The sequence below is a fragment of the Cellulophaga sp. F20128 genome, from assembly GCF_023015805.1.
Taxonomy (GTDB): Bacteria; Bacteroidota; Bacteroidia; order Flavobacteriales; family Flavobacteriaceae; genus Cellulophaga.
In genome coordinates, this window is record NZ_JALKBA010000031.1 from 1 (window position 1) to 13,793 (window position 13,793).

Annotated in this window: 14 protein-coding genes; 5 read left to right on the forward strand and 9 right to left on the reverse strand. The window is 34.8% G+C overall.

The window, feature by feature from the left end; translation table 11 throughout:
* Positions 1-224 precede the first annotated feature (224 nt).
* The 7 genes from pdxH to rpsA form a co-directional block, all read right to left on the reverse strand.
* A complete protein-coding gene (gene pdxH, locus MWU65_RS16935) occupies positions 225-872 on the reverse strand; it encodes a pyridoxamine 5'-phosphate oxidase (protein WP_247079865.1) in 648 nt (215 codons plus the stop codon).
* Between the two features lie 164 nt (positions 873-1,036).
* Positions 1,037-1,573 (reverse strand): hypothetical protein, encoded by a 537-nt coding sequence (locus tag MWU65_RS16940; RefSeq protein ID WP_247079866.1) that lies wholly within the window; start codon positions 1,571-1,573, stop codon positions 1,037-1,039.
* A 254-nt stretch (positions 1,574-1,827) separates the two neighbouring features.
* Complete coding sequence (locus tag MWU65_RS16945; protein ID WP_247079867.1) at positions 1,828-2,733, reverse strand: ribonuclease Z; 906 nt, start codon at positions 2,731-2,733, stop codon at positions 1,828-1,830.
* A 134-nt stretch (positions 2,734-2,867) separates the two neighbouring features.
* Entirely contained in the window at positions 2,868-3,203 is a 336-nt protein-coding gene (locus MWU65_RS16950; protein ID WP_247079868.1) for a ribonuclease Z, read from the reverse strand.
* A 6-nt stretch (positions 3,204-3,209) separates the two neighbouring features.
* The gene (locus MWU65_RS16955) at positions 3,210-4,136 is read right to left on the reverse strand and encodes an aspartate carbamoyltransferase catalytic subunit (protein ID WP_247079877.1); all 927 of its coding nucleotides are present in this window, start codon (positions 4,134-4,136) and stop codon (positions 3,210-3,212) included.
* Positions 4,137-4,146: 10 nt separating this feature from the next.
* On the reverse strand, positions 4,147-4,686 hold the full coding sequence (gene pyrR / locus MWU65_RS16960) for a bifunctional pyr operon transcriptional regulator/uracil phosphoribosyltransferase PyrR (protein ID WP_247079869.1): 540 nt from the start codon (positions 4,684-4,686) through the stop codon (positions 4,147-4,149).
* Positions 4,687-4,851: 165 nt separating this feature from the next.
* The gene (gene rpsA / locus MWU65_RS16965; RefSeq protein ID WP_247079870.1) at positions 4,852-6,684 is read right to left on the reverse strand and encodes a 30S ribosomal protein S1; all 1,833 of its coding nucleotides are present in this window, start codon (positions 6,682-6,684) and stop codon (positions 4,852-4,854) included.
* Positions 6,685-6,954: 270 nt separating this feature from the next.
* On the opposite strand from rpsA, the gene MWU65_RS16970 reads away from it, so the two are divergent.
* Positions 6,955-7,335, forward strand: coding sequence for a LysM peptidoglycan-binding domain-containing protein (locus MWU65_RS16970; protein WP_247079871.1), 381 nt, complete (start codon positions 6,955-6,957; stop codon positions 7,333-7,335).
* A gap of 56 nt (positions 7,336-7,391) precedes the next feature.
* On the opposite strand, the gene cmk is transcribed toward MWU65_RS16970, so the two are convergent.
* Both cmk and lon read right to left on the reverse strand, forming a co-directional pair.
* On the reverse strand, positions 7,392-8,084 hold the full coding sequence (gene cmk / locus MWU65_RS16975) for a (d)CMP kinase (RefSeq protein ID WP_247079872.1): 693 nt from the start codon (positions 8,082-8,084) through the stop codon (positions 7,392-7,394).
* Between the two features lie 46 nt (positions 8,085-8,130).
* Entirely contained in the window at positions 8,131-10,575 is a 2,445-nt protein-coding gene (lon, locus tag MWU65_RS16980; RefSeq protein ID WP_247079873.1) for an endopeptidase La, read from the reverse strand.
* A gap of 216 nt (positions 10,576-10,791) precedes the next feature.
* On the opposite strand from lon, the gene MWU65_RS16985 reads away from it, so the two are divergent.
* The 4 genes from MWU65_RS16985 to MWU65_RS17000 are packed head-to-tail and all read left to right on the forward strand — an operon-like array spanning position 10,792 to position 13,696.
* The gene (locus MWU65_RS16985) at positions 10,792-11,349 is read left to right on the forward strand and encodes an RNA polymerase sigma factor (RefSeq protein ID WP_247079874.1); all 558 of its coding nucleotides are present in this window, start codon (positions 10,792-10,794) and stop codon (positions 11,347-11,349) included.
* The gene (locus MWU65_RS16990) at positions 11,346-11,903 is read left to right on the forward strand and encodes a hypothetical protein (protein WP_247079875.1); all 558 of its coding nucleotides are present in this window, start codon (positions 11,346-11,348) and stop codon (positions 11,901-11,903) included. Before MWU65_RS16985 ends, MWU65_RS16990 begins: the two co-directional genes overlap by 4 nt.
* Complete coding sequence (locus tag MWU65_RS16995; protein ID WP_348646047.1) at positions 11,881-12,963, forward strand: hypothetical protein; 1,083 nt, start codon at positions 11,881-11,883, stop codon at positions 12,961-12,963. Before MWU65_RS16990 ends, MWU65_RS16995 begins: the two co-directional genes overlap by 23 nt.
* Before the next feature lie 10 nt (positions 12,964-12,973).
* Positions 12,974-13,696, forward strand: a complete 723-nt coding sequence (locus MWU65_RS17000; RefSeq protein ID WP_247079876.1) for a head GIN domain-containing protein — start codon at positions 12,974-12,976, stop codon at positions 13,694-13,696.
* Positions 13,697-13,793 lie beyond the last annotated feature (97 nt).

Below are 13,793 nucleotides of genomic sequence, written 5' to 3' on the forward strand. Positions count from 1 at the left end.
TGGTTGATGGTTGATGGTTGATGGTTGATGGTTGATGGTTGATGGTTGATGGTTGATGGTTGATGGTTGATGGTTGATGGTTGATGGTTGATGGTAAAATGCGATATCTAGCATTCACATCAACAAAGAGCCAAAAAACTTATCCACAAATTAGATCAAAAGAGAATCAAGAGTACAGATACAAGCCTTTTTGACTTTTTGACTTTTTACTTTGGGCTTTCGCATTACGGAGCCAGTCGCTCTATTTTCCAATGGTAATCTTCCTGAAGTTCATACCGAATTCTGTCGTGTAATCTATTAGGTCTTCCTTGCCAAAATTCGATGGACACCGGTTTCACAATATAACCACCCCAATATTGAGGTCGCTCTATTTCCTTACTTTCGTATTCCTCTTCCAGCGATTTCAGTTTTTTCTCCAAGAATTCCCGAGAGGGAATTACGGTACTTTGTTCAGATACTATAGCACCGAGTTTACTGCCTTCTGGTCTCGATTCAAAATAACCGTCAGAAAGATTTGGCGCTATTTTTTCTGCCCTTCCCTTAATAATAACTTGCCTTTCTAAATTAGGCCAAAAAAAGGAAACACACATATTAGGATTATTCGCTATTGCTTTCCCTTTTTCACTTTGGTAATTGGTATAAAAAATAAAACCTTCGTGGGTATACTTTTTAAGCAGCACTACCCTATTTTTAGGAAAACCATCTAAGCCAATGGTTGCAATAGTCATGGCATTAGGCTCATCTACACCCTCAGATGCTTCTACCTCATAAAACCATTTCTGAAACAACTCCATTGGATTGTCCGATATACCATCTTCCAGAAGCTCACTTTTTTGATAGGACTTTCTATAATCTCCTAAGTCTTTTTTCATTTGCTACAATCCTTTTTACTGATCAAAAACAAAGATAGAAGAAAAGTAACAGCTATAAACGTAGAAATGCTTATATCCGTATAACATCGTTTTTTTTAATAACCCAAAGCTCAATATCTAAAAACTAGGGCTGCTAAAAAATTCAGGTAAGCGTAAACTAAATTTTATAAAGCTTCTACAGCTTTAACTATTACCCCTACAAAGCAATCATCCATACATCCTTTTTCAGAATAACCACAAATTGAAATTAATCCATTATTCTCTGATTCAAAATAAGATATAGCACCTTTTCTTTTTATTAACCATTCCCGCTTCGCTTTTTCATATACTTCATCTAAAGTTAAGGCATAAAAGGCGCTTGTATATTGGTGATCTAGGCTATTAATTTGATATTCATTTTCAGTCCATTCTAACTGATCCTCAGGAATAAAGTCTTCTGCTCCAGACGTGTATTTAAAATCCCGTTCAATTATTACTCCATTTAACACTGTTATCGTTGTTTCCCAACCATAACTTGTAAAAACAGACCCTTTAGATACCACATACTTATAGGAGTTATTTGAAGATTCTTTAAATTCTAACCAAGATGCTTGACTGCTTTCCAAATCACTTTGATAATTGAAATCTTCCTCAGGTGAGCATGAAAATAAAAATATAGTAATGAATAATAAAGGAACCAGGTAATTTCTGTTTTTCATCATAATTATTTTCATACAGATGTTGAAATCGTAACTTGGTTGCGTTTAATTGCAAGAACAATTTAATTACGAGTAATCTGAAAAAAAAAAAAAAAAAGAGTAACATTTCGTGTTCTTGAAAACCACTATACTTACCCAAAGTTTTCACTAATTAAAAGTTGTGACCAACCTCATAATTTTTATAATTCAACCTTTTTTCAACAACTAAAATAGCATACAACCCAAATTAGACTTAAAAAGGAACCAACAATCGGCGCCTAAAAATCAAAAGACTTTCCATCCTCTCCCAATTCTACATTAGGAAAAATTTCTTCTGCCTCTTGCTTAAATAAATCTAAGGACTTGTAGCGTGTAGAATAATGCCCCAAGACCAATGTGCCCACATTGGCACTTTTGGCAATGGTAGCCGCCTCTTTGGCCGTGCTATGCTTTGTTTTTTGAGCTAGAGCTGCTTCTGACTCTAAAAAAGTAGCCTCATGATACAAAACATCCACATTTTTTATATGTGGTATTATCTTAGGTTCAAAAACAGTATCACTACAAAAGGCATAACTCTTGGGTTTTGGAGGATCAAAAGTTAGGTCTGCATTAGAAATTACAATACCGTTTTCTAATTCAATATCCTTCCCATTTTTTATTTTCTGATAGTAGCATTTGTCGATTTTATACTTTGCTACTGCCTCAATATTTAATTTGCGCTCTGCTTCCTTTTCTTGAAACAGAAATCCGTTGGTATAAATTCTATGATTTAGAGGAATTGTACTAACAGTTACCTTATCATCTTCAAAAATGAGTTCCGGTTCCTTGCTGGTAAGCTCATGAAAATACAAGGGGTAGTTAGTCCATGAATCGCCCAATTTCAACAACATGGTGATGGCTTCCTTTATTCCTTTAGGGCCATACACATGCAGTTCCGTTTCTCTCCCTAACAACCGAAAGGTAGAAACCAAACCCGGTAAGCCAAAAAAATGATCCCCATGCAGATGCGAAATAAAAATATGTTTGATACGAGAAAATTTTAACTTGCTCTTTCGTAGTTGTACTTGCGTGCCTTCACCACAATCTATTAAAAACAAGTGGCTTTTTAGCTCCAGCGTCTGTGCGGTTGGATTGGCCAATGTTCGGGGTGTGGCTGCGTGACAACCAAGTATTGTTAACTGCAAAATAAAACCAAATTAAAGATTAATGACCAATGGTTGATCGTTGATGGTACTAATAAAAGAAAACTTAGAGCACCCAAAATATAGTTGAAGGGCGCACAAAGCAACATCTTTCATCTAAAAACAAGCATCTATTTTTAGTTCAGCTCTAGGTCGCGTTCTATTTCTTCCATTTCAATAATATCTCGCGCCTCTTGTAATGTTGGCACCAAACAAATTTGGCTCGGAACTTCATCATAAGAAACTTTATCCGTAACCAAAACAAAAGATTTTTTTGTATTTCTATGGGTGTTAGATAATTCCAAAAATTCCAACACATCTGAACTTGTTAGTTTCGAAAAGGAAAATAAGTTGACAATAATATTGTCGTTCTTTATTTTTGAATACGCCCCATTTAGGTTGGCAATAAATTTAGCCAAAGCAATATTTTCTTGAAAAACAATAGTCGTTGTTCCGTCTTTATCTAAAACCATACACTTTTATTTTATTTTAGAAGCCAATAGATAAATAACAGCCATACGTATAGCCACGCCATTTTCTACCTGCCCTAAGATTATTGATTGATTAGAATCTGCTACATCACTTGTAATTTCCACTCCTCTATTAATGGGTCCAGGATGCATGATTACAATTTCTTTATCCAAGCTTTCTAACAAAGCCTTATTCACTCCAAACTGCTGGGTGTATTCTCGTGTCGAAGGAAAATAACTAATGTCCATTCTTTCGTTTTGCACACGTAGCATATTGGCCACATCACACCAATTCAAGGCTTTTCTTAAATCGGTTTCTACTGTCACTCCCAAAGACTCTATATGCTTTGGAATTAGAGTTTTAGGTCCACACACCTTTACATTTGCTCCTTGTAATTTTAAGGCTAAAATATTAGACAAAGCCACTCTAGAATGCAGAATATCTCCTACAATTACAACATTTTTACCGCTAACTTCTCCTAATTTTTCACGAATTGAATAGGAATCTAACAAGGCTTGTGTTGGGTGCTCATGCGCCCCATCTCCTGCATTTATAATGGAGGCATTTACATGTTTTGATAAAAACACACAGGCCCCAGGGTTGGGATGTCGCATAACCACCATATCTACCTTCATAGATAGGATGTTATTCACTGTATCTATTAAGGTTTCTCCTTTTTTTACCGAGGATTGTGAAGCTGAAAAATTGATAACATCTGCAGAAAGTCGTTTCTCCGCCAACTCAAAAGAGAGTTTTGTTCGGGTACTATTTTCAAAAAATATATTAGCAATGGTAATATCTCGTAAGGAAGGTACTTTTTTAATGGATCTATTAATAACTTCTTTAAAATGATCTGCAGTTTCAAAAATGAGGTCAATATCGTTTTTGTTTAGATATTTAATTCCTAATAAGTGCTTTACACTCAATTCGCTCATTTTCGTTGATTTATTCATTTATTAAATACACAATATCCTGTCCATCATTTTCCTCCCAAAGGACTTGTACCTTTTCTCCATTAATGGCATCTACCTGTCTCCCTCTATAATTAGGCTGAATAGGTAAGTGTCTACTAAATCTGCGATCTATTAACGTTAGCAATTCAATTTCAGCAGGTCTGCCAAAGGATTGTATTGCCGTTAATGCTGATCTAATACTTCTACCTGTATATAGAACGTCATCTATAAACACCACTTTTTTATCTTCTACCAGAAAATCGATTTGGGTTTTACTTGCTTCCAAGGTTTTTTCACCTCTTCTAAAATCATCCCTATAAAAAGTGATATCTAATGATCCTAAATTAATTTCTTTAACATTATAATCTTCTCTTAGAAGGTTGGTAAGTCTCTTGGCTAAAAAAACGCCACGCGGCTGCAGACCTATTAAAACGGTATCCTTAAAATCTACATGGTTTTCTAAAAGCTGACAAGCCAAACGATGTAAAATGATTTGGATTTCTTTTGAGGAAAGTAGTACTTTTTTACTCATAGGTTAGGCGACCAACGCTTTTGTTTTACAAAAATAGGAATTTATAGTGAAACACAATTAATGAAATTGGATTCTTTATTTTAAAACTTGATAACTCATTTAGTTTCAAGCATAAAAAAAGCCTGAACTATAGTTCAGGCTTTTTAAATCTATTAAAACAGTAGCTTACTTTTTACTAGCAGCATCCATTTTATCTTTTAACGCTTGTAAAGCTTCATTAGCATCACCAATTGTTGGCTTCGCTTCGTCTGCGGCTGCTGCTTGTTTTTTAACAGCTGCTTTTACATTACGTTGCTCTTCTTCTCTGAAAATTGCAGTGTGACTAGCAACAACTCTTTTGAATTCTTTATTGAATTCAATGATTTTAAAGTCTGCTTCTTCACCTTTTTCAATCTTCTTACCGTCTTCTTTTTCTAAATGACGTGTAGGTACAAATGCAGCGATGTCTTCATTAAAGTTAACAATTGCTCCTTTGTCTACGATTTCATCTATAGTTCCTTTATGCACTGTATTCAAAGCGAATTCAGTCTCATATTTATCCCAAGGATTCACAGTAGTTTGTTTGTGACCTAAACTCAATTTACGAGATTCTACGTCTAATTCTAACACTTCTACTTCTAAAGTTTCACCAACGGTTACAAACTCAGATGGATGCTTAATTTTCTTAGTCCAAGAAAGATCAGAAATATAGATTAAACCATCTATACCTTCTTCCATTTCTACAAACACACCAAAGTTCGTAAAGTTTCTAACGATACCTTTATGTTTAGATCCTACTGGGTATTTCCCTGTAATATCTGTCCATGGGTCTGGCGTTAATTGTTTAATACCAAGAGACATTTTACGATCATCACGATCTAAAGTTAAGATTTGAGCATCGATCTCATCTCCAACTTTTACAAAATCCTGAGCCGAACGCAAGTGCGTAGACCAAGACATTTCTGATACGTGTACCAAACCTTCAACACCTTCAGCAACTTCAATAAACGCACCGTAATCTGCAATAACAACTACTTTACCTTTAACTTTGTCACCTACTTTCATTTCTTCGCTTAGCGCTTCCCATGGGTGCTTCTCTAATTGCTTAAGACCTAATTGAATTCTAGATTTGTTATCGTCAAAATCTAAAATTACAACGTTCATTTTTTGGTCTAACTCAACTACTTCATTTGGATGATTAATTCTACTCCAAGAAAGATCTGTAATATGGATTAAACCATCTACACCACCAAGGTCAATAAACACACCGTAAGAAGTAATATTTTTAACAATACCTTCTAACACTTGTCCTTTTTCTAATTGACCAATGATTTCTTTTTTCTGCTCTTCAATATCAGCCTCAATTAAAGCTTTATGAGAAACAACTACGTTCTTAAATTCTTGGTTAATCTTAACAACCTTGAATTCCATGTTTTTACCAACATACTGATCGTAATCTCTAATTGGTTTCACGTCTATTTGAGAACCTGGCAAGAATGCCTCAATTCCAAATACATCTACGATCATACCACCTTTAGTTCTACACTTCACATGACCATTAACGATTTCTTCTTTTTCACAAGCGCTATTAACTCTATCCCAAGCCTTAATTGTTCTAGCTTTTCTATGAGATAATACTAATTGCCCGCTTTTGTCTTCACGAATATCAATTAAAACCTCAACGCTGTCACCAACTTTAAGATCTGGATTGTAACGAAATTCGTTTAATGATATAACACCTTCAGATTTAGCGTTAATATCAATTATAGCTTCACGCTCAGTTAAATGAACAACTTTACCTGTAACTACTTCTTCATCTGCAGTGTCTACAAAGTTTTCAGCAACCATTGCTTCAAACTCTTCTAATTTAGAATCGTCTACACGCTCAATTCCTTCTTCGTATTTATCCCAATCAAATTCAGCCAAAAATTCTTTTGGATCTTGCTTCGGAGTTTCTACTTTTACTTCTGTTGCCGTTGTAGTTTCTTCTACTTGGGCGTTTGTTTTGTCTTCAGCCATTTGCTGATTAAAATTTGTATTTCATAGCGTTATAAGAGTTAGACTATCACTACAAAAGATGTTAATTAAATTTAGTTATTCCCTTTACCTCTTACACTATAGTCGAAAAGGGGTGCAAAAATACAATTAAATCTTTAGTAAAACAAATACTGTTTTTAACTAATTCTCAGTGGCTTAGCTCAGCCAGAACTATTTTCATAAATTTTAATTAGAATTGCATCATTATTTAGTATCTTGAGCTATAATTATTAACTATAAATTACAAGTATTATGAGTGTAAAAGCAAAATACCAAGCTGTTTTAGACCTTGGTGAAGAACTAGCAATTAAAGATGGTAATGTTACCGAAGAAGGTGGCGTTTTAAAAATAAAAGGAGAAGCAGGAACCCAATATGAAAAGAATCTTCTTTGGGATAAAATAAAGGAAATTGGCGGACAAAGTCCTTCAGATCTTAAAGCAAACATTTCAGTTACAGATGAATCTGTTTATCACAGACATACCGTTAAAGGAGGCGAATCTTTAAGTAAAATTGCAAAGCAATATTATGGAGACCCTATGAAGTATAAGCAAATTTTTGAAGCGAATACAAACATCCTAAAAAATCCAGATGTCATTCATCCAGACCAAGTATTAGTTATTCCAAACTTATAAGTCCTAGCGACTTTATTGGTAAAAAAAAGCGGCAACCCAATTGGATTGCCGCTTTTTTATTGCTTTTCTATCACTCTCAATGCATAATTATACATCCGTTCAAACTGCTCTTTAAGCCCCATGTCACTATTGTCAAATTCAATAGCGTCTTTAGAAAGTAACAATGGCGATTCCTTGCGATTAGAATCTAAATAGTCTCTGCTTCTTACATTTTGTAAAACTTCCAAATAAGTTACTATTTCTCCTTTGTCTAATAATTCTTTGTATCGTCTATGCGCTCTTGTTTCGGGGGAGGCTGTCATGAAAACTTTAAATTCTGCCTCAGGAAAAACAACAGATCCTATATCCCTTCCATCCATAACAATACCCTTCTCTTTCCCCATTTCCTTTTGCATCTCTACCAATTTGGAACGCACTTCCTTAATGGCTGCTACCTTGCTCACCAATTTAGAAACAGCCAAGGTTCTAATTTCCTGCTCTACGTTTTCACCATTTAAATACATTTCTGCGAAACCTAAATCGTCATTGTATTCAAATTTCAATTCTATGTTAGCTAAGGCTTCTAATAATGCTTGATAATCTTCTTTTTCATGACTTACATATCCGTGCCGAGCAGCATACAGGGTAACAGCCCTATACATAGCACCAGTATCCACATAGACATACCCTAAGGCTTTTGCCAATTGTTTGGCTATGGTGCTTTTTCCTGTTGAAGAAAATCCGTCTATGGCAATGGTTATTTTTTTCATGACTAACAAATTAAAACAAAGCGGCTATTAACAATAGCCACTTAAATTAGATTTTTTTTGCGTTTTTTACTTTTTGCTTTGTAACGGCTATATCTATTACCTCACTCATATCTGATACATAGTGAAACGTAAGCCCTTTTAAATAATCTTCCTTAATTTCTAAGATATCTCTTCTGTTCTCTTCACAAAGTATAATCTCCTTAATTCTTGCGCGTTTAGCAGCCAATATTTTTTCTTTAATCCCGCCTACTGGTAAAACCTTACCTCGTAAAGTTATTTCTCCGGTCATGGCCAAACTCTTCTTTACCTTGCGTTGGGTAAACAAAGAAACTAAAGAGGTTAGCATCGTTACCCCTGCACTAGGACCATCTTTGGGTGTTGCGCCTTCTGGAACGTGGATGTGCACGTTATACTTTTCAAAAACTTCATCCTTAATACCAAAGTATTCTGCATTAGACTTTATATATTCTAGGGCAATGGTAGCTGATTCTTTCATCACCTTACCAAGGTTTCCAGTAATATTCATAGCACCTTTACCTTTGGATAAGATCGATTCTATAAACAAAATATCACCTCCAACACTAGTCCAGGCCAAACCGGTTACAACACCGGCTACATCGTTATTCTCATACTTATCCCTTTCCATTCTTGCAGGACCCAATACTGTTTCTATAATCTCATTGGTGATTTTTACCTCATACGCTTCTTCCGTGGCAATCGATTTTGCCGCATAACGTACCATCTTAGCAATTTGCTTATCAAGAGAACGCACACCAGATTCCCTAGTATATCCTTCTACTATTTTTTCTAATTGAGGCTTGCCTAATTTTAAATCTTTAGCATTTAATCCATGCTCTTTTAATTGCTTTGGCAGCAAATGTCTTTTAGCAATCTCTACTTTTTCTTCAATCGTATAGCCTGAAACATTTATGATCTCCATACGGTCTCGTAAGGCGGGATGAATATTACCTAAATTATTCGCTGTAGCAATAAACATCACTTTAGAAAGGTCATACCCAATCTCCAGGAAATTATCATAAAACTCATTATTCTGTTCTGGATCTAACACTTCTAACATTGCAGAAGATGGATCACCTTGGTGACTATTAGACAACTTATCTATTTCATCCAAAACAAAAACAGGATTGGAAAATTCTGCTTTTTTAATATTTTTTAAAACCCTTCCTGGCATTGCACCAATATAGGTTTTACGGTGACCACGAATCTCAGATTCGTCTCGCAACCCTCCCAATGACATTCTAACATAACTTCTACCTAAAGCTTCTGCTATTGATTTTCCTAAGGATGTTTTCCCTGTTCCTGGAGGGCCATAAAGACATAAGATTGGAGATTTCATATCATTTCGCAGCTTTAAAACGGCCAAATACTCTATGATTCTCCTTTTAACATCTTCCAAACCATAATGATCCCGATCCAGTATCTTCTGTGCGCGTTTTAAATCGAATTTGTCCTTCGAATAATTACCCCAAGGGAGGCTTACAAACAAATCTAAATAATTTCTTTGAATGGCATATTCTGCAACCTGCGGATTCATACGCTGCATCTTAACCAATTCTTTGTTAAAATGCTCTCTTTCTTTTTTAGTGAACTTTTTGGTTTTACCTTGAATTCTAAGCTCGGCTATGTCATCTTCAGCCGTTGCACCACCACCCAATTCTTCTTGAATGGTTCGCATCTGCTGGTGTAAAAAATATTCACGTTGTTGACGGTCCATATCTGTGCGTACACGAGATTGGATATCGTTTTTTAATTTTAATTTCTGAATCTCAACATTCATATACTTTAAGGTGGCCAAGGCTCTATCCTTTAAGTTTTCTATCTCCAACAGCTTCTGCTTTTCTTTAACAGTCAACCTAAGATTTGAAGACACAAAATTGATTAAAAACGAGTTGCTTTCTATATTCTTAATGGCAAAAGATGCTTCACTTGGAATATTGGGGCTTTCTGCAATAACCTTTAAGGCCATTTCTTTGATAGACTCAATAATAGCCAGGAATTCTTCAGAATTTTGATCTTCACGCACCTCTTTAGTTTCACGTACAGTAGCCGTCATATAAGGCTTCTCTGTTAAAATCTCAGCAACTTCAAACCTCTTTTTACCTTGAATTATTACTGTTGTATTGCCGTCTGGCATTTTTAAAACACGTAAAATTCTTGCAACAGTTCCCAAAGTATTAATATCATCTATTCCAGGGTTTTCTGTCTCTTCATCTTTTTGGGATACAACCCCAATAACCTTGCTTCCATTATTAGCATCCTTTATTAAGTTTATAGAAGCATCTCTCCCGGCCGTGATAGGAACTACCACCCCAGGAAACAAAACTGTATTACGCAAAGGCAATATGGGCAAAGTTTCTGGCAATTGCTCATTGTTCATTTCCTCTTCATCCTCTGGTGATAATAATGGTATAAGCTCTGCCTCCTCATTAATCCCCTGTAGCGCCAAATTGTCAAATTCTGAATCTCGCATATATCTATTTAAGTCATTCTGTCATAATAAAAAACAGAAATCTATGATTTAAAATTAGTTATTTTTATTTATTCTTGCTTGAAGCCTATACTCTTTAGGCTTTAAAAGTTTATTTTCTTTTACATTTAGTCAATTCTTATGCCAAGAGGTAAAATAATTTAAAAAAAATGTAACAATTCAAAGAATCTGATATCTATACTACAAACAACACAATTTTTGGGCCAACAAAAAGAACATATCAATACTTTAGTGCAACAATGCAAAGAAGGGAAGCAAAGCGCACAATTAGAAATCTATAACCGATACTATAAGGCTATGTACAATACATCGTTCAGGATTGTAAAACACAATGCAGAAGCGGAAGATATTATGCAGGAATCGTTCTTAAGTGCATTTACGAAATTACACACCTATAAGGGAGAAGTAGCTTTTGGTGCGTGGTTAAAACGAATTGTAATAAATAACAGTATTTACTACTACAGAAAACAACAAAAAAACAATGAAGTTGCCATTGACAGCATACTTTATAAAGAGGAAGAATATGAAAATAACAACCTAGATACCAGTGACACAGAACTAAAGGCTCAAAAAGTGCTGTACGCTATGAAACAATTGAAAGACAATTATAGAATTTCATTGACCTTGCATTTAATTGAAGGATATGACTATGAAGAAATCAGTGAAATAATGAATATTAGCCATGCGAATTGCAGAACTACAATTTCTAGAGCTAAAGATAGTTTACGAAAAAAATTAACACCCGCATACCTATGAAAGAGGACAATATAGAAGATATCTTTAAGAATCTTAAGGGTACATTTAACACAGAGGAACCAAGTTTTGGGCATCAACACCGGTTTTTAGAAAAATTAAATTCTAAGCCGAGAAGTGTATTTAAACCCACTAAAAAATCGCTTTGGAAACCCTTATCAATTGCCGCGTCTATTGTATTTATATGCGCCTTGGCAACATTATATTTAATGCCTGCCAAAACAACTACAGAACAAATAACAGAAATAGCCCCAGTGGTTACCGAAACCAAGTTTTATTTTGCAAATCTCGTAAGGGAACAAGTAAAAGAACTTAAAAAAGAAGATGCTCCTGAAACAAAACAAATTGTAGATGACACGCTATTGCAGTTGGATAAATTAGAAAAAGATTATACAAAATTAGAGCAAAATTTAATAAACGGCGGTAGCTCCAAATTGATATTAAGCGCAATCATTACCAATTTTCAAACAAGAATAGATCTTGTTAAAGAAGTAATGAAGCAAATTGAAACTATTAAAAATTTAAAACAATACAATGATGAAAACTTTACTATTTAAATACATCACCCTTCTTGCACTTTCCATTCCATTGGCAACTACTGCCAATAATGACAAAGGAAAGTTTACCAAAGAAAAAACTATAAAAAAGGAGTTTACTGTAAGCGCCTCTGCCTTATTAAAGGTTGACAATAAATACGGAAACCTGTCGATTACCTCCTGGAACCAAGACAGAATTGAAATTGTAGTTCACATTAAAACCAGCGGTAATGATGAGGAAAAGGTACAACAAAAATTGAATGAAATCACGGTTGATTTTGCCGCTTCTAACACTCTAGTTTCTGCAGAAACAATTTTTAATAAAAATAAAATTGGCTGGGGCTGGGGCAACAACAACAATGTGAGTATGCAAATTAATTACACCATTAAACTTCCTGTAAAGAACAGTATCGATTTAACCAATGATTACGGCACCATAAGTTTAGACCGTATTGATGGGCATGCAAAAATTAATTGTGACTATGGCAGATTAGATATAGGCGAACTCAGAGGCAGGAATAATTCTCTAAATTTTGACTACACATCCAAATCTGAGATTGCATACCTGAATAGTGGTGAAATAAATGCAGATTATTCTGGGTTTACAATTGAAAAAGCCGGAGATATAATCCTAAATGCAGATTATACCAGCTCCAATATTACACAAATGGGAAACCTTATCTATTCTAGTGATTATGGAAGCCTAACTGTCGGAGAAGCTCAAAATATTGAAGGAAATGGAGATTATATCAGTATTAAATTTGGAAAAATAAATGGTAATGTCGCTGTAAATGCAGATTATGGTTCTTTAAAAATTAGTGAGCTTACTGAAAAGGCAGGCAATATAGATATCAATGCGGACTATACTGGTGTAAAAATTGGATACCATCCTTCTTATACTTTTAACTTTGAACTAAAGTCGTCCTACGGAGGAATTAGCGGTTTAGACGGCTGTACAATTCTAACAAAAGAAATAAAGAATACCAAAAAATATTACAAAGGCAATTGTGGTTCGGAAAACAGTACTAATTTTGTAAACATAAGTACAGAATACGGAAGTATATCCTTCAACAAAAATTAAATAAAACAATATGAAAAAATTAATTCCACTAAGTTTAGTATTATTAGTATCACTGTCTGTTAGTGCGCAATGGGGAAAACGTATTAATGGAAACGGAAATGTAGTAACCATCACAAAAACGACATCTGATTATGAAGAAATTTCACTTTCTGGTTTTTTCGATGTAGAACTTGTAGACGGTAAAGAGGGTAAGATTACTTTAAAAGGCGAAGAAAATATTTTACAATATATTACTACCGAGGTAAAAAATGGCAAACTTACCATTAAACCCGAAAAAGGTAAAAATCTAAATCCGTCTAATGGAAAAACTGTTGTAATTACCATCCCTATAGAAAGTATTTCTGCTGCTTCACTTTCTGGGTCTGGGGATATTGTGGGAAAGAAAAAAATTATCAGCAATTCTTTTGAAACGAGTATTTCAGGTTCTGGAGATATTAACTTAGAGATTGAAGCTAAGGAATTAAAGGCCTCTATTTCTGGTTCTGGCGATATTAAACTAAGTGGTTCTGCAACTGCTTTTACAATAAGAGTTTCTGGTTCTGGGGATATTTCTGCTTATAATTTAGAAGCCGATTTTGTCACCGCTCTAGTTTCTGGATCAGCCGATATTAAGGTAACTGCAAAAGAATCTATTGATGCACGAGTTTCAGGATCCGGAGATATCCATTACAAGGGAAACCCCAAGGTAATAGAAAGCAAAACTTCTGGTTCTGGTGGAATTTCTAAAGGGTAAACTGGTTGATGGTTGATGGTTGATGGTTGATGGTTGATGGTTGATGGTTGATGGTTGATGGTTGATGGTTGATGGTTGATGGTTGATGGTTGATGGT